The 17,161-nt window shown below is 55.3% G+C and carries 15 protein-coding genes; 6 read left to right on the top strand and 9 right to left on the bottom strand.

Annotation, left to right across the window (positions count from 1 at the left end):
• The 3 genes from V6D20_19505 to V6D20_19515 form a co-directional block, all read right to left on the bottom strand.
• A partial coding sequence (locus V6D20_19505) for a hypothetical protein (protein ID HEY9817970.1) occupies nt 1–599 on the bottom strand: 599 nt, incomplete at its 3' end.
• Nucleotides 600–671: 72 nt separating this feature from the next.
• Nucleotides 672–1,946 carry an FAD-dependent hydroxylase gene (locus V6D20_19510; protein ID HEY9817971.1) on the bottom strand — a complete coding sequence of 425 codons (1,275 nt, stop codon included), beginning with the start codon at nt 1,944–1,946 and terminating at the stop codon, nt 672–674.
• A 172-nt stretch (nt 1,947–2,118) separates the two neighbouring features.
• Nucleotides 2,119–2,883, bottom strand: coding sequence for a YebC/PmpR family DNA-binding transcriptional regulator (locus V6D20_19515; protein ID HEY9817972.1), 765 nt, complete (start codon nt 2,881–2,883; stop codon nt 2,119–2,121).
• Nucleotides 2,884–3,344: 461 nt separating this feature from the next.
• Here V6D20_19515 and V6D20_19520 point away from each other — a divergent pair, with 461 nt between their 5' ends.
• Nucleotides 3,345–3,968 (top strand): hypothetical protein, encoded by a 624-nt coding sequence (locus tag V6D20_19520; protein HEY9817973.1) that lies wholly within the window; start codon nt 3,345–3,347, stop codon nt 3,966–3,968.
• Nucleotides 3,969–4,054: 86 nt separating this feature from the next.
• On the opposite strand, the gene bioD is transcribed toward V6D20_19520, so the two are convergent.
• The 3 genes from bioD to V6D20_19535 form a co-directional block, all read right to left on the bottom strand.
• The gene (bioD, locus tag V6D20_19525) at nt 4,055–4,747 is read right to left on the bottom strand and encodes a dethiobiotin synthase (protein ID HEY9817974.1); all 693 of its coding nucleotides are present in this window, start codon (nt 4,745–4,747) and stop codon (nt 4,055–4,057) included.
• A 69-nt stretch (nt 4,748–4,816) separates the two neighbouring features.
• Complete coding sequence (locus V6D20_19530; protein ID HEY9817975.1) at nt 4,817–6,838, bottom strand: serine/threonine-protein kinase; 2,022 nt, start codon at nt 6,836–6,838, stop codon at nt 4,817–4,819.
• 178 nt (nt 6,839–7,016) lie between these two features.
• A complete protein-coding gene (locus V6D20_19535) occupies nt 7,017–7,406 on the bottom strand; it encodes a VOC family protein (protein ID HEY9817976.1) in 390 nt (129 codons plus the stop codon).
• A gap of 264 nt (nt 7,407–7,670) precedes the next feature.
• Here V6D20_19535 and clpB point away from each other — a divergent pair, with 264 nt between their 5' ends.
• Complete coding sequence (gene clpB, locus V6D20_19540) at nt 7,671–10,298, top strand: ATP-dependent chaperone ClpB (protein HEY9817977.1); 2,628 nt, start codon at nt 7,671–7,673, stop codon at nt 10,296–10,298.
• 81 nt (nt 10,299–10,379) lie between these two features.
• Nucleotides 10,380–11,082 (top strand): IS1 family transposase gene (locus tag V6D20_19545; GenBank protein HEY9817978.1). Its coding sequence is split into 2 segments (ribosomal slippage): nt 10,380–10,712 and nt 10,714–11,082, totalling 702 coding nucleotides; the frame shifts between segments, so codons are not numbered across the junction.
• Between the two features lie 58 nt (nt 11,083–11,140).
• Here the strand turns inward: V6D20_19545 and puuE are convergent.
• Together puuE and V6D20_19555 are read right to left on the bottom strand one after the other, a co-directional pair.
• On the bottom strand, nt 11,141–12,049 hold the full coding sequence (gene puuE, locus V6D20_19550; protein HEY9817979.1) for an allantoinase PuuE: 909 nt from the start codon (nt 12,047–12,049) through the stop codon (nt 11,141–11,143).
• A gap of 143 nt (nt 12,050–12,192) precedes the next feature.
• Nucleotides 12,193–12,729 carry a hypothetical protein gene (locus V6D20_19555; GenBank protein HEY9817980.1) on the bottom strand — a complete coding sequence of 179 codons (537 nt, stop codon included), beginning with the start codon at nt 12,727–12,729 and terminating at the stop codon, nt 12,193–12,195.
• A gap of 70 nt (nt 12,730–12,799) precedes the next feature.
• Here V6D20_19555 and V6D20_19560 point away from each other — a divergent pair, with 70 nt between their 5' ends.
• Genes V6D20_19560 through cobD form a run of 3 tightly spaced genes read left to right on the top strand, consistent with a single transcriptional unit; the run spans nt 12,800 to nt 14,891 of the window.
• A complete protein-coding gene (locus tag V6D20_19560) occupies nt 12,800–12,955 on the top strand; it encodes a hypothetical protein (GenBank protein HEY9817981.1) in 156 nt (51 codons plus the stop codon).
• 36 nt (nt 12,956–12,991) lie between these two features.
• Nucleotides 12,992–13,735, top strand: coding sequence for a DUF554 domain-containing protein (locus V6D20_19565; GenBank protein HEY9817982.1), 744 nt, complete (start codon nt 12,992–12,994; stop codon nt 13,733–13,735).
• Between the two features lie 58 nt (nt 13,736–13,793).
• Nucleotides 13,794–14,891: a threonine-phosphate decarboxylase CobD gene (gene cobD, locus V6D20_19570; GenBank protein ID HEY9817983.1), complete on the top strand. Its 1,098-nt coding sequence runs from the start codon at nt 13,794–13,796 to the stop codon at nt 14,889–14,891.
• A gap of 87 nt (nt 14,892–14,978) precedes the next feature.
• Here cobD and V6D20_19575 read toward each other — a convergent pair whose 3' ends face one another.
• On the bottom strand, nt 14,979–17,045 hold the full coding sequence (locus tag V6D20_19575; protein ID HEY9817984.1) for a thioredoxin domain-containing protein: 2,067 nt from the start codon (nt 17,043–17,045) through the stop codon (nt 14,979–14,981).
• Nucleotides 17,046–17,161 lie beyond the last annotated feature (116 nt).

Genomic DNA, 17,161 nt, shown 5'->3' on the forward strand with positions numbered 1-17,161 from the left:
AGGATGATGCCGGATAATAGGGCTGCCCAGCGCAAATAGGAGAGCGATCGCTCTGTGCGGGCTTGGTCTAAAGCCGATTCCAAGGTTGCTTGCCACTCTAGGGCCTGGTTATAGGCTGTGCTTCCAGGCGGCACATCGGCTTCAGTCACCGTAATCAGATGCTGCTCATTGAGGGTAATGATCGGCAGTTTGGTGCGCTCGCCAACCTCAATCTCAGGGGGATCATCTAACTCGATCGCCATTTCCAGCTTTTCATTGACTGTCTGAGCACGCTCCTCGGCTCCAAAGGCTCCTGAAGAATTAACTTGAAATAAGATTTGCCCATCTAGGACAACCGGCTTGGATTCGGGCGGTGGATCGAGTTGGGCGATCGCCCCAGAGTTAATTCCAAGTATCAGACTCACCCCTAGACTCACCAAACCCAACATGAAGTACCTGGACATCCAGCGGATGCTCCAAGGGAAGGCGTGACGATTCATAAACGTTCCTAGTAGGGTCTGAAGCAACACGGCGTTATCTCTTCTCACGGGGATGACCCCGGTACCCGGAGGATAGCGCAAAATGGGGCGATCGCTCGTTTGGCATTCGTCTGGAGACAAGCGCCCATGGGATAGGACATGGGGCGACGTCTGAAGCCCAAGCTTATACCGGAGATTGACGTGGGAAGACTATCACGAGCAGTCTACAGTGCTTTTCAAGCCCGGCTGGGCTAAATCCGGCAATCGCCCGCTTAATCCAGTCATCAGGCGCAGGGAAAGATGGCGAACGAGCCAGACCCGGTTCATGCCCCATAATCCTAGCCGCCGCAGCCGCCGCAGCCACCACCAATTGTTGGAAAAGAGGCGATCGAGTACATCTGTAAATATCAAAATGGCCAGGGTTTCGAGCCGCCGCCAGCGTTCATACCGCCGCAGGATCTTCAGCGAGCCAATATCCTGCCCCCGCTGCTGGGCTTGGGTGAGCACTTGGGCTAAGGCCGCTGCATCACGAATGCCTAGGTTCATGCCCTGACCACCGACCGGATGGCAGCAGTGGGCAGCATCCCCTACCAGGGCTAGGCGAGATTGCACATAGCGATCGCTATACATGAGCTGTACGGGAAACAGTTGGCGATCGCTCACCATGTCTAGCTCACCCAACTGCCCTTGATAGCGCCGCTGGAGTTCAGCGATAAACTCGGCTTCTGGAGCCTCTAGCCAATGCTGGGCCTGGCGATGGGGAGCCGTGAGCACGATCTGGCAGCGATTGCCAGGCAGGGGCAGGGTAGCAAAGGGGCCGCTGGCCCAGAAATGTTCGCGGGCAATATTTTGATGGGATTGCTCAGGACGCAGCACCACGGTAATGCAGGACTGCCAATATTTCCAGCCATGGGTCTGAATGCCTGCCTGCTGGCGGATGGGCGATCGCGCTCCGTCAGCGGCAATCACAAGACGGCTGGTGACCTGGCGGACGTTATCGTCAAGGGCCACTGTGAGGGTGGCCTGCTGAGATTCGTAGCGCACCGACTGCACCGTAGCAGGACAGAGCCAGTCTACGGTTGAGCATTGCTCTAGGCGACGGTGTAGCGCCCGCAGTAGGACGCCATGTTCTGCCACATAACCCAGGTCTGGGGTACCCAAGTCATCGGGCTGCAGGTCTACCACCTCGGGATGCAGTTCTTCCGCTAGGCGAATCTGCTGAAACGTGGTGATCTGGGGCAGTACCTCATCCCAGATGCCTAGACGCTGAAAAATTCTGCCGGAGAGCAGGGTAATGGCATAGGCGCGACGGTTGGCAAATCCGGCTTCCTTGGGGCGAGCTTCCATGAGGGCGATGCGGAGCCCCGAATCTTTCAAGCTGCAGGCTAGGGTTAGCCCGACAATACCACCGCCCACAATGGTCACGTCATAGTCTACAGAACGGGAGGCGATCGCCTGAGGTGATTGGGCTGCCTGTGTTAACACCATGCCTGCATTACGTTGCAACAACAATTTGCAGCCAGAGCGCTGGATCTAGGCGTCGATCAAGGGGGCATCAGGGTTGATGCTAGCTTGACGTTACGCCACGGGATCACGGCTATATCTCTAGCTCTACCTATCTATTGTGACGCGATTGCTCTCTCCCATCAAGCAGGGAACCTCAACCCATACTCAGGGCCATCAAATCCTCGGCCATATCAAAATTGGCCGTCACGGTTTGCACATCATCCAAGTCTTCCAGAGCATCCATCAGCTTCAGAAGCGATCGCGCCTGATCAGGATCCGCCACCTCTAGGGTATTTTCAGGAATCCAGCGCAGTTCTGCATCGCTGATGTCATAGCCCCGCTCTTGTAGTGCTTGGTTCAGGGTCTCCAGACCAGCAGCGTCGGTCAACACTTCTGCCCCCGGCGTTTCATCCACCTCCATGAGTTCATAGGACTCGGCTCCACCCTCTAGAGAGGCCTCCAATAGCGCATCTTCATCGGTGATGTTGCGCAAGGAGACCACGCCTTTCTGGGCAAACATCCAGCTTACACAGCCCGTTTCCCCCAGATTGCCGCCATTTTTGCTGAACGCCGATCGCAGATCCGCCGCTGTGCGGTTGCGGTTGTCGGTCAGCGCCTCAATCAACACCGCAACGCCGCCTGGCCCGTAGCCCTCATAGCGAATGTCTTCCAGCTCGTTGGCCGAGCCTAGGGTGCCAGCTCCCTTGGCGATCGCTCGTTCAATATTGTCATTGGGAATGCCCGCCGCCTTGGCCTTTTCAATGGCCGTGCGCAGTTGAAAATTGCCCTCCGGATCGGGGATGCCGTTGCGGGCTGCCACAATAATGGCTCGGGATATTCGGGCAAAGGTCTTGCCCTTGACCGCATCCACCCGTGCTTTTTGGCGCTTGATATTCGCCCACTTACTATGTCCTGCCATCGGTTCTTCTATGATTCGATCGTGACTATGTATGCAACCCTTTGCACAACCTGTCCACCCGTCAGCCTAGCGGAAAGACGTTGCCCATATCCTGACGGTGGGCCATGTTTCAATGTAACCCGCGATCGCCTGTTGATCCTAACGTTGTGGAACTTTAGCCCCTAGACAAAGTCAAGGGTATTGAGACTGCGGTGGTGGCTAATCTCTATCGATACGGAGTTTGTCTCTAGGAACCCGACACGATGGTGATCTAGACCCAAGCCACGATGAGCCCTGCCCTCCATTCTCGTGAAGCCTAAAGAAGGATATCGACCCTTGCTCTGGCGAACGCGATCAAGTTTGAATGCCCCTAGCAGATGAAAGCCAACGGTGGTTTGCAGTGTATCTATGTTCTTGCATTTAATCGGAGACTCATTATGTTATCGAAACAGTTCAGATCTAAGACGGCGGCACTGATAGCTTTGGGCATGGCATCCGCAGCGATCGCCCCCTTCACCATGGCTCAGCGGGTCTTGGCGTCGGAAGCGCATGAGCAGCCGTTCCAAACCGCTCAGTTATTTGGGCAACCCGCTGCCGTTGTGGTGCCTGCCGGTACGATTATTCCCGTGGCCTATACCGAAGCAGAGCGGATTGTCATTGCCCCGGATGAAACCTATCCTGTAACCTTGGTGACCACGGTGGATGTGTTCTCCTCGGCTGGCACCCTGGTGATTCCTGCCGGTAGCCAGATTGAAGGTGAGCTGCTGCCGGTGGAAGAAGGCACCCAGTTTGTCGCCAGTGAAGTGGTGTTTGCCAACGGCACTCGCCGCGATATCGTGGCATCCTCGGATCCCATTACCGAAACCGAAATCATCTCAGAGCGCAGCGACCCAGATATTCTACGGGGAGCCGCCATTGGTGCCGCTGCCGCCGGTGTCATTTCTGAGGTCTTTGGTTCTATTGACTTCCTAGAAGTGCTAGGTGGGGCTGGCTTGGGCGCGCTAGCCGCTATTTTAATCGGCGGTAGCGATCGCGAAGTAGAAGTAGTGGTGATTGAACCTGAGGAAGACCTTGACGTGGTGCTGGATGCAGATTTCGCTCTGTAGTCTCCCAGGCTCACGATTGATCCATAGGTAACTAAGAGGTAATTAGAAAGGGGCGAACAATGTTCGCCCCTTTTCTATGGAGATTTTTACGCCCCGAGAGGTAGGGGCATGGATCCAAAGACTTTTTCAAGTTCAAGGCTTGCTGCTGCCTGCAGGAGAGCGGAGCGATCGCTGGGATCGGGTAGATAGGGTAAGCAGCCTAGAATCGGCATCTGGGTGAGCGATCGCAGCCAGGTTGGGGAAAGCCAGTCGTCTAAATGGTCGGCAGAATCCGGCTGGCAACAGTTGAGCACCAGGCCTTTAAGATGCACCTTTGCCTGCCGGGCTAGAGCCACATGGGCCACTGCTTGGGCGATCGCACCGGGGCGCACCGGCACCACTAAAATGGTCGGCAAGCGCCAGTCCCAAGCTAAATCTGCCAGGGTGGTATCTGGGGCGATCGGATAGCCCAAACTACCCATGGCTTCCAGCAAAACCCAGGTATGGTTCTGCATCAGGGTTTGTAATTCTTGCCAAATAGTCGTTAATTCCGCGTTCATCGAGCCAGCGGATCGATGGGGCTCCCAGCGGCAGGGGGTGATGCTGTCGAGCGACTGGTGAGGGACGAGGTCTTGGTAGAGAAGGCGATCGCGATCGTCTTGATCGATCGGTTTCATAATCGCGATGGACTGGGCAGCACGATAGGTTTGCCAATAAATAGCCAGCGATCGCAGCAGCAGGGTTTTTCCGACCCCTGCCTCTGTTCCTGCAATGAACGTTGTTTTTGCCGTACTGCTCACGACCTGCTCCTCACTTGTCCTGATTGATCACGCACATTTCAACCCTGTAGCTAGTAGGGTTATTCCTAATTACTCGGGATTTACAACGCGCACATCAACACTGTAGCCAGTGTCACTCCCTGCGACCACGTCAATCTGAAATAAGCCACTGCGATCGAGCTGTCCTTCCCAAAACAGCAGTTCGGCTGCATCCGCGATCAATCGTCCATTGGGTAGGCGAATATCTAACCTCACATCACCACTAGCGACTTCTGCTCGCAGAATTTGGCCAGCCTCCGCACGGACTAGATAGCGACGAATCTCGCTAGGGTCGCTGCGTCCTTGAATTAAGGTGCCATCAGAACCTGGTTCAAACTGTAGGGGTACGGAAATAATCTCGGGTTCTGGCTCGGGCTCGGGTTCTGGCTCGGGTTCTGGCTCGGGTTCTGGTTCTGGCTCGGGCTCCGGCTCGGGTTCCGGCTCCGGTGCTGCCTCCAGATCGACCGTTAGGGTATAGTCGCTATCGACCACGCCCCGCACAGGACTCAACTGCACGGTGTAATCCCCTGTGAAGTCCAGTTCTCCCTGCCAGCTCGACACGCGCTCTGCCTGAGCATCAGCCGGTTGGCGATTGGGCGCGAGGACGGATAGTAACATCCCTTCTTCGGCCACATCAACCGTGAGGGTTTGCCCTTGTTCCACCGAGATGATGTAGTTGACGGTTTCATTTTGCTGGAGATTGCCTTCAATGGTCTCTGTCCGACCAGGCCGAAGCGCCAAGCGTTGGCTAAACTCGATCGGCTCAGCAGGAATGGGCTCGGGTTCCGGCTCGGGTTCCGGCTCCGGCTCTTCTTGGGCAGGAGGTTCGTTGACGACCGGATTCTCCACCGGCGTCAGCAAGGCTCCGACGATCGCCCAGGATAATGCTCCGATCACGATCGCCGCCGCGACAAAAATCATAAACACCGCAAAGGGATTGTCCCACACCGAGCTTTGTTCTTCGACCTGAGGGACAATAGGCGGGCGGTAGGCGCGATCGGGGGTGCGGGATGGTACGGCCTGGGTGGGCTCGTAGGGACGGCCCACAGCCATGGTCGGCATCTGGGATAGATCGGGCGGTGCGGGTGGTGCGGGTGCCGGTGCGGGGGGCGCAGGGTTAGGACTCGGGTTGGGGCTAGGGGCTGGCTTGGCTCCAGCTTGGGGAACGTTCGCCTGGAGCGCTTGCACCACATCCCGGACAGACTGGTAGCGATCGCCTGGCCGATAGCTAAGCATGGTGTTGATCACCTGGGCAAACCCTGGACTCACATTCACCCACCGCTGCCAAAACCAGGTGAGGGTGCGATCGTCGTAGAGTTCCTGGGGCTCTTTGCCCGTCAGCAGCACCACCACGGTCACAGCCAAGGCGTAGAGATCGCTGTTGGGATAGGCTTGACCGCTCTGCATTTGTTCCCCCGGCGCATAGCCCAGCTTGCCCACGGTGGTATATTGCGGCGTCGTTTCCGGCGACTGGACTCGGGTGGCCAGTTCTTTCACAACCCCAAAATCAATCAACACTGGCAGGGAGTCGCCTTGGCGGTGAATGATGTTATCTGGCGCGATGTCGCGGTGGATGATGCCCTTGCTGTGGATATGGGCGAGTACCGGCAGCAGTTGCCGCATCAGTTGCGTGACTTCTGCTTCGGAGAAGGCCAGTCCTTGGGTTTGGCGATCGGTGAGCAAGGCCCGATAGGTTTTCCCTTCTACATAGTCCTGCACCAAAAATAGGCGTTGATCTTCCTCAAAGGTCGCCCGAAATTGGGGAATTTGGGGATGCTGGATTTGGTACAAGATCGACGCTTCCCGCTGGAAGAGCTCGCGGGATTTGTCCATCATGCCGATGGCACCCTGGAGGGGAATAAATTCTTTTAAGGCACAGCGTTCGTTAAACCGCCCCTGATCTTCCGCCAGGTAGGTGCGCCCAAAGCCCCCTTGCCCAAGGATGCTCAACATGCGGTAGCGATTTTGCAGGATGGTTCCAGGTTGAATAGGTGGTTGCATCAGACTTGTGCGCCCTTTGGAGTGCCGATGGTGAACAGCCAGGGCGATCGCCCCAGACGAGTCATATAACATGTGGATGCTTCCCGATGCTTGCCTATGGAATAGTGGCTAACCGATAGGTGGGTTGAGCTACAGGTTGACCCAGCCGATGCTTGGGGATCCAGATGTTAGACGTTAGTTTAGACGGTGAGATCAGGTGATGATGGAGTCAGCGACCTCGGGGCGATCTGCGATCGCAGGTCAACTTCGATTATGCCCCATAGAGTTCTAAGGGAAGACCATCGGGGTCTTGAAAGAAGGTAAACCGTCGCTGGGTGAGGTGGTCGAGGCGGATAGGTTCGACGGCAATGCCCTGGGCCGTGAGGTGGGCGATCGCCCCCTCTAAGTCCGCCACAGCAAAGGATAGATGCCGCAATCCACAGGCTTCCGGACGGCTTGGTCGCGGCGGTGGATCGGGGAAGGAAAAGAGTTCGATCTGGTCGCGATCGCCCACGCGTAGGTCTAGCTTATAGGAGTCTCGCTCCGCCCGGTAGGTTTCTTGAATCACCTGAAAGCCCAGCACCTCGACGTAAAATCGCTTAGAGGTTGGGTAGTCGGAACAAATGATGGCAATGTGATGGAAGCCGTGGGTGTTCAGCATAACGCCGTTGGGAATCTACAATCGTGCCAGGTCGGCTATCTTAGGCCATCTTCAACATCAAGATGCCTTGATCAGACGAATTTGGCGTTTTTGCCACCTGAGGACGGCAATACCTATTCTAAGAGGCGTGAACACCGATCCTAGCGATCGCCGTTGCTTTTCTACAATTGCCATAGTACATGTCTCATTGGGTGAGTTAGCCATCGGCCGTCGTTCAGCACGGATGCAACCCAAGGAGGACAGCAGACGCTACGGAGGTCTACGATGCAACCCAATAATCCCAACCAGTTTACGGAAAAAGCCTGGGCAGCGATCGCCCGCACCCCTGATATTGTCAAACAGGCTCGCCATCAGCAACTGGAGCCAGAACACCTGTTCTTATCCCTGCTGGAGGATGAAGGTCTTGTTGCCAGCATTTTTAGTAAGCTAGGCGCAAGTCCTCAGCGGCTGCGGGACTATACCCAGCAGTTTATTGACCGACAGCCGAAGGTGAGTGGCGATAACAGTTCTGTCTATGTGGGGCGATCGCTGGATAGCCTGCTGGATCGGGCAGATGAGTTGCGAAAGCAGTATGATGACGACTACATTTCCACTGAGCATCTGCTGCTGCCCTACGCCCGCGATGGCCGCTTTGGCAAGGCGCTCTTTCAAGAATTTGGTCTCACTGAAGCCAAACTTAAGGACACGATTGATCAAATCCGAGGAAATCAAAAAGTGACGGATCAAAACCCCGAAGGCAAATACCAATCCCTGGAAAAATATGGCCGCGACCTAACAGAAGCCGCCCGCGGTGGCAAGCTGGATCCGGTCATTGGTCGTGATGGCGAAATTCGGCGCACCATCCAAATTCTGTCGCGGCGTACTAAGAATAATCCGGTGCTGATTGGAGAGCCAGGGGTGGGTAAAACAGCGATCGCCGAGGGGCTGGCCCAGCGTATCGTCAGCGGCGATGTACCTCAGTCCCTCAAAGATCGGCAGTTGATTGCCTTGGATATGGGGGCGCTGATTGCCGGCGCTAAGTATCGCGGAGAATTTGAGGAACGGCTGAAGGCGGTGCTGAAGGAAGTCACCGACTCTGAGGGACAAATTGTCTTGTTTATCGACGAGATCCACACCGTGGTGGGGGCTGGAGCCACCCAAGGAGCCATGGATGCCGGTAACTTACTCAAGCCCATGCTGGCTCGGGGTGAACTGCGCTGCATTGGTGCGACCACCTTAGATGAGTATCGTAAATACATTGAAAAAGATGCGGCCCTAGAGCGCCGTTTCCAGCAGGTCTATGTCGATCAGCCCACTATTGAAGATACGGTCTCTATTCTTCGGGGGCTCAAGGAACGCTACGAAGTTCACCATGGGGTGAAAATTTCTGACAGCGCCTTGGTGGCAGCCGCTAGTTTATCCACGCGCTACATCAGCGATCGCTTCCTTCCTGACAAGGCCATTGACCTCGTCGATGAGGCTGCTGCTAAGCTAAAAATGGAAATCACCTCCAAGCCTGAGGAACTGGATCGCGTCGATCGAGAAATTATCCAGACAGAAATGGAGCGTTTATCGCTTCAGAAGGAAAGCAATCCAGCCTCCCAGGAACGCTTAGCGCGACTAGAGAAAGACCTAGCTGACCTCAAAGGACAGCAGCGAGGCTTAAATGCTCAGTGGCAGTCGGAAAAGGGTGTGATCGACTCGATTCAAAAGCTTAAGGAAGAAATCGATCGGGTCAACGTAGAAATTCAGCAGGCTGAGCGAGACTATGACCTGAATAAGGCAGCGGAACTGAAGTATGGCAAATTGATTGAACTGCAGCGCCAGGTGCAGGAAGCAGAAACCCAGCTTGCAGAAACCCAAACGGATGGCAAATCCCTGTTGCGAGAAGAGGTAACTGAGTCGGATATCGCGGAGATTATCTCGAAATGGACGGGCATTCCCATCAGTCGCTTGGTGGAATCGGAAATGCAAAAGCTGCTCCACCTCGATGATGAACTGCACCGGCGGGTTATTGGGCAAGAAGAAGCGGTTACCGCTGTGGCAGACTCCATTCAGCGATCGCGGGCCGGACTTTCTGACCCCAATCGTCCCATAGCCAGCTTTATCTTCCTCGGCCCTACTGGGGTAGGTAAAACAGAGCTGGGCAAAGCCCTCGCTGCTTACCTATTCGACACTGAAGATGCTATGGTGCGCATCGATATGTCGGAATATATGGAAAAACATGCTGTCTCGCGGCTGATTGGCGCACCGCCAGGATATGTGGGCTATGAGGAAGGCGGACAGTTGACGGAAGCCGTGCGTCGTCGTCCTTACTCCGTGATTCTATTTGATGAGATCGAAAAAGCTCACCCGGATGCCTTTAACGTTCTCCTGCAAATTCTGGATGACGGACGGGTTACCGACTCCCAAGGGCGGACGGTGGACTTCAAAAACTCCATCATCATTATGACCAGCAACATTGGCTCTCAGTACATCCTGGATGTGTCAGGCGATGACGAACAGTATGACGTGATGCGATCGCGGGTGATGGACGCTATGCGCAGCCAATTCCGCCCTGAATTCCTGAACCGCATTGATGAAATCATTATCTTCCATGCGCTCAAGCAAAACCAACTGCGGGAGATTGTGAAGATTCAGGTGCAGCGTTTGGCCCAACGGTTGAGCGATCGCAAGATTGCCCTGAAGTTATCTGAAGCTGCTCTCGATTTCTTGGCGGCTGTAGGTTACGATCCTGTCTACGGAGCACGACCTCTGAAGCGGGCTATCCAGCGAGAACTGGAAACTCAGATTGCTAAGTCAATTTTGCGGGGCGATTTCAGCGAAAACGACACTATTTTTGTGGATGTAGAAAACGAACGCCTGGCCTTCAAGCGTCTACCATCCGATTTGCTGAACGTGGGTAACGCATGATGGATAGTTAAGTCATCGCGGCGATCGCGGCGTTGCTGTACCGGTGTTGCATAATTAAGAGATGAATTAGAGGAAACTGCGATGCAATGTCCAGAGTGCAGGGCTACTCATATCCGTAAAAATGGCAAGAGAAAGGGTAAACAAAATCACATCTGCGTCGCCTGTGGTCGTCAGTTCATTGATGCCTACGATCCTCACCGAGGCTACTCTGATGAGGTGAGACGCGAGTGTCTCAAGATGTATGTCAACGGTTCTGGGTTTCGAGCCATCGAGCGGGTCAAAGGCGTTCATCATACAACCGTGATCACGTGGGTCAAACAGGTTGGAGAACGACTTCCTGATGCCTACGACCCTGACACCATTCCAGAGGTGGGAGAACTCGACGAATTGGAAACATTTGTAGGCTCAAAAAAACAAGATTTGGCTGTGGACAGCCGTTGACCACTTCAAACAGGGGATTTTAGGCTGGGTACTGGGTGACCGTAGTGCGGAAACCTTTGCCCCGCTCTGGTCTATCGTAGCCGCCTGGAACTGCTATTTCTATGTGACGGATGGTTGGTCGGTGTATCCCCGTTTCATTCCAGAGGGCGATCAGATTATCTGCAAGACTTATATGACTCGGGTTGAAGGCGAAAACACGCGATTGCGACACTACCTGGCTCGACTGCACCGGAAGACACTTTGCTATTCTAAGTCCGTAGACATGCTGGCTCACTCTGTACGATTGTTACTTCACTACCTTAAGTTTGGTGATGTCCCAGTTCCTACAAGGTTCATCTCTTAATTCAGCAACGCCGCTGTACCAGAGATTGAGGGGTTCTTCAGCAACGCCGATCGCTATCTCAGTCCACTAGCGGCTGATGATACTCGTGCCAGTGGCGAGCAATATCTATCCGGCGACATATCCAGACGCGATCGCGGCTTTGAATATAGTCCAGAAAACGAGCTAAGGCAGCGGTGCGTCCTGGACGTCCTGACAGACGGCAATGGAGACCAATATTCAGCATCTTGGGAGATGTTTCGCCCTCTGCATAGAGGACATCAAAGGCATCTTTGAGATAGGTAAAAAACTGATCGCCGCTATTAAACCCTTGAGCCGTCGCGAAGCGCATGTCATTGGTATCTAAGGTGTAGGGAATCACCAGATGGGGCTTGCCGTAGTCCATGACCCAATAGGGTAAGTCATCGGCATAGCTATCAGAATCATAAAGAAATCCGCCTTCTTCTACGGCAATGCGGCGACTGTTGGGGCTAGTGCGGCCGGTATACCAACCTAGGGGACGACTGCCAGTGACCTCTGTGTGGATCGCGATCGCTTTCCTAAGATGTTCCCGCTCGGTTTCTTCGCCCATATACTGATAGTCGATCCAGCGATAGCCGTGGCTGGCCACTTCCCAACCCGCTTCCACCATAGCTTTCCCTGCATCTGGATTGTAGTGTAGCGCTAGGGCAACGGCGTAGACAGTAACCGGTAGGTTGCGGGAGGTAAACAACCGATGCAGTCGCCAAAAGCCAGCTCGACTACCATATTCATAGATGGATTCCATATTCATGTGGCGTACGCCGGTTAGCGGTGCTGCACCGACAATTTCAGATAAGAATGCTTCTGAAGCAGCATCACCATTCAAAATACAGTTCTCGCCGCCCTCCTCATAGTTGATTACAAACTGGACGGCAATCCTTGCACCATCGGGCCATTGAGGATCAGGGGTATGGCGACCATAGCCAATGAAATCACGCGGAGTAGACATACTTGTTCTCACACAACAGGTTTAGACCAGAGGCGATCGCCCCTAGGGTTGCCCCATCATACCGGAATTGTCTACTCTCTACAGTCAGCAATTGAACAGTACCAGTAGATTTCAACAGATAACAATATCTGCGCCACAGAGCTTCATCCTGGGGCGATCGCTGCTGTGATGGCATGATCAATCACTTGGCGCTGTTCGTCATCATAGCCCCAGCGATCGAGGAAATTGCTGTACACACCGTCACCGTTGATGCTGGTCTGAAGCTGCTGGGCTTTTTCGGTAATCAACGGTAGATCGAGCTGCTGGATCAGATGATGGGTACGCGATCGCACGCGATCCGATCCTTGGGCTAAGTCATCATGACGGTTGCGACGGTGGGCCACCGCCATGGCGGACGACATGGCTAGGTTTTTTACCAACAGTTCTGCCACGATGTCCGGGGACGTCTGGAGGGCTTGGATGACACTCTGGGAAGCCTGGTCGGCTAGGGGACGATCATCTGTGAGATAGGTGACGAAAAAACCTCGGGCACCGTTTTGGGTCGCCACCAACTGAGCGATCGCCGCCTGGATGTGCTCCTCGGAGAGCTGATGATTCTCCATAGCCGCCATCAGGTTTTGGGTAAGGGCGATCGCCGCTTCAAAGCTCACGGCATCGGGGATTTTTAAGGGCTGAGTCATAGTGGTTGGGTCGAAGGCTGATTGGGCTAGTCTAGAGTTGGGCGGCTTAGTCACAGTTTAGCAGGGCAGTTTGGCGGCGTATATCCAGGAGGGCGATCGCTCCCCAGTTATTCAGCAAGATAGTCCTGGTTCCCAAAACAGCCATGTACTCCATCGCAGACTTTATGGCACAATCATGAATTCCCTCAAGGGCGATCGCTCTATCAACGATTTGTGCTGTTCTTGACTCAATCCTCTCCACCTCTGTCTGAGATAAAGATTCATGGTAGTTGACTTCTGGCTGAAAACGAGCGGCACTTGGATTAATGTATTCACCATTCTTGTCGGCACTGCCCTCGGTCTGCTGCTGGGCAGCCGTCTTCCTAAACGGATGCAGCAAATCATTACCCAAGCTCTAGGACTCATGACGTTGTGGATTGGTATTTCCATGGCCGGTCGCCTAGCCGATGCCCAAGGGGGAGCGATCGATGGGGCGGTTTTGGGACTGTTGTCCATGGTGGGCGGTGGCTTTCTGGGCGAGTGGTGGCAACTGGAGGATCGTCTGGCAGGATTGGGAGATTGGCTTAAGAAACACCTGCGAGGACAAGGTAAGTTTACTGAAGGCTTTGTCGCCACCAGTTTACTGTTCTGCATTGGCCCCATGGCGCTGATCGGCAGTCTCAATAACGGATTGTCGAATGATAATACCCTATTAGTCATCAAAGCTATGATGGATGGCCTGGCCTCTATTCCCTTTGCTAGCACCTATGGTCTGGGGGTCGGTTTTTCTACCTTACCTTTGCTGATCTACCAAGGTAGCTTATCGCTGCTGGCAGCCGTTTTTTCTAATTTATTGCCCAATCCTGAAGCCGATCCACGGATATTTTTGCTAACCGGCATTGGTGGACTCATGATTATGGGCATCAGCTTTAACTTACTTGAGTTACTGCGTGTCCGGGTTGGCTCGTTCTTGCCGGCGCTGATCATCGCCCCATTGCTCTTTGAACTGGCCCAGTGGCTCACCTAGCCCCAAAGTCCAAGACCACTGGTACAGTACAAACAGTAGCCAGTACCGTTGATCCACCATGGTTCACTCTCCACCGCCCCAGCGCCCTGCCCACGGCGGCAATCTTGCCTGGGCTGCCGCGATCGCCCTCTGCCACCCTCAAGACATCCTCGACTTTTCCGCTAGCATCAATCCCCTCGGGCCACCCGCCTCGGCGATCGCTGCCTTGCAATCGGGTATGGCCACCCTGCGCGACTACCCCGACCCTAGCTACAGCCAGCTTCGCGCTGCTCTGGGAGAAGCCCATCAGCTTTCCCCCAACTGGATTCTGCCGGGGAATGGCGCGGCGGAAGTGTTGACCTGGGCGGGCTATGAGCTGACATCCTGCAAAGCGGTGGTATTGCCAACACCGGCCTTTGGTGACTATGGGCGATCGCTGCATACCTTTGGCGTTCTGGTCTTACCCCAGCCGCTGGATCTAGAGGCGATCGCCCTCGGTCAGTCGCCGTCCTTGGTGGATCTCTCGACCTTGCCCTATGCACCGGAGGACTGCGGTTTGCTGATCAACAATCCCCACAATCCCACTGGGCATCTGTGGACAGCAGAGGCACTCTTGCCCTACGTGCAGGCGTTCAAGCAGGTGGTGGTTGACGAGGCTTTTATGGACTTTTTGCCCGAGGATGAGCAGCAAAGTCTGGTGCCGTGGATTGCGGATTATCCCAACCTGGTGATCCTGCGATCGCTCACCAAGTTCTACAGCTTGCCGGGGCTGCGGCTGGGCTATGCGATCACTCATCCCGATCGCGTTCAGCGCTGGCAGTCGTGGCGCGATCCTTGGACGGTGAATGCCCTAGCTGATCTGGCTGGACAGGCCGTAGTGGGCGATCGCCTCTTCCAGCAACAAACCCTTCAATGGCTGCCGCCCGCCCGCCAATCGTTGATGGCAGGCCTGGCTGACCTTCCTGGCCTTCGCCCCTATCCCGGCGCGGCGAACTATCTACTGGTTCAAACCGAAGCCTCCAGCACGGCTCTCCAGCAGCGATTGCTGACCCGCCATCGTATCTTGGTGCGGGACTGTATCAGTTTTCCAGACCTGGGCGATCGCTTTTTCCGCATCGCCGTACGCCGCCTCGAGGAAAATCAACGCCTGCTAGACGGTCTTGCTGATTGTACGTAGGTGGACTTTATTCAATGCAGCTAGGTTACCGGGTTGAGCGATGTCGAAACCCTTGTCTCCTAAGAGTTCTGCTCACCTACCTCAGAGCTAGGGCGATCGCCGTTCGATCTGCTGGAGCTGGTCGCGTAACATCTGAACATCGCTGGCTGGAGCTTTGCAGCTCAGACCTTGGCAGACCATGCCCACGGCTCCCTCGGGGAGATGGGGGGCGACTTGATAGATGGTGGTGGGATGGTAGGCGGCGGCGAGGGCGGGAATCAACTCTGGCTGGGTGCGCACTAGGGTGGGGTTGCGGAACCAGTCAAGGGCGGCAAATAGGGTGGGGCAAGCGCGAGGAGCCTGCACCATGGCGGGGGCGAAGGCGGTGAGCCCCTGTTCTGCCCGATCGAGGTAATCGAGGTTTTCTGTCAGCAGGAACAGGCGCATCAGGTTGGCGATCGCTATCCCGTTGGCTGAGGGCGTAGCGTTGTCTTCAAAGCTGCGTTCTCGCACCACGAGGTCATCCCGGGCGTCGGTGTTGTAGTACCCCCCGAGTTCAATGCTCCACAGAAATTCGTCAAATTCTGCCTGCACAGCGATCGCCCGCTCTAGCCAGAATGGTGCCGCTGTTGGATCCAAGGCGATCGCCCCTTGGTGTAAATCAATCAACGCTTTGATGAACAGCGCATAGTCTTCCGACTGAGCCAGCACCGCTGCCTGTCCCTCGTAGTTGAGACGATGGAAGCGATCGCCCACCCATTGATGGTCTAGGATGAACTGAGCCGTTTGGCTGGCCAAGGTGAGGTAGTCTGGCTGCTGGAACACCGCTGCCGCTCGGGCCAGACCGGAGATCATCAGACTATTCCATGCGGCGATCATCTTGGTATCGGTCACTGGGGGAATGCGTCCGGGCCAAGCCGTTTGGGTGGCGTCTTGGCGATCGCGGGCCGGGGCAAAGCGGGAAACCTGCTCCGGCGGCGCACCATAGCGCACGGTGAACAGTTTACCCAGAGCGGTTTTGGCTGCGGGCAAGAGCGCCCCCGGCGTGAGGCGCTGCAGGACATTCTGTCCCTCGAAGTTGCCGGGTGGAGAGATGGTAAACGGCTGGGATTCGAGGGCGTCTAAGTCTTCGGGGGCCAGAAACTGGGCTAGCTCCTCGTAGCTCCACACGTAAAAAGCCCCTTCCTCCGGTTCGACTTGCTCGGGGGTGACAAAGCTATCGGCATCCTGCGCCGCATAGAAAAAGCCTGGCTCAGCAAGCATCTCCCGTTTCAGCCAGTCCACGGTGCCAGCGATCGCCTGTTCAAAGGCTGGCTCCTGCAGACCCGCCGCCCAGAGATCGGCCAGATATTCCACAATCTGCCCATTGTCGTAGAGCATTTTTTCAAAGTGGGGCACCGTCCAGGTGGCATCGACGGTGTAGCGATGGAAACCCCCAGCGACGTGGTCATAAATGCCGCCTAAGGCCAGACTCAAACCCCGCTGATAGCAAAGCTCCCGCGCATCATACTCCGTGTCATCCCCGGAGAGGCGATCGCCCCGCAGCGCCGCCAAGGCGTAGGGAATCATGGGAAAGCTGGGCCCTGTATCGCGACTGCTGAGGATGCCGGCGCTGTAGTCGAGCCCCTGACGAAGCTGACTATCGGCTAAACTGCCGGAAGCCTGCAAACGAGACACCTGCTGCAGTTGGGCCAGGATCTTCTCCTTTACCGTGCTCAGCTTCTCGGTTTCTGTATCAAAAAAGTTCCGAATCGCCTGCAGCACCTGAAAGAACCCCGGCCGGCCGTAGCGTGGCTCTAGGGGAAAATAGGTGCCGCCATAGAAGGGCAGGAGATCGTCGGGGGAGAGAAATACATTCAGCGGCCAGCCTCCCTGCCCGGTCATCATTTGCAGGGTTTGCATATAAATGCTGTCGATATCCGGGCGTTCTTCCCGATCGACCTTAATCGGCAAGAAATGCTCGTTCATATAATCGGCGATCGCCCCATCGGAGAAGGCTTCCCCCTCCATGACCGTACACCAGTGACAGCTTGAATAGCCAATGGATAGAAAAATTGGGCGATGGGTGGCGCGGGCGGTGGCGATCGCCTCATCACACCAAGGCCACCAATCGATAGGATTCTCTGCGTGTTTCCGCAGATAAAGGCTTTGGGACTGGGCAAGTCGATTCGTCATAAGTATCCTGACAGGTATCCTGACAACGCATGTCTATCATCACGGCTAGCCCCACAGACCACCGTAGCGACCAGTAGCCAAGAGTCTTGACGGGTTAGACTGGGAATCCTCGTTCT

It is taken from the genome of Candidatus Obscuribacterales bacterium (genome assembly GCA_036703605.1).
In the GTDB taxonomy this organism is placed as follows: domain Bacteria; phylum Cyanobacteriota; class Cyanobacteriia; order RECH01; family RECH01; genus RECH01.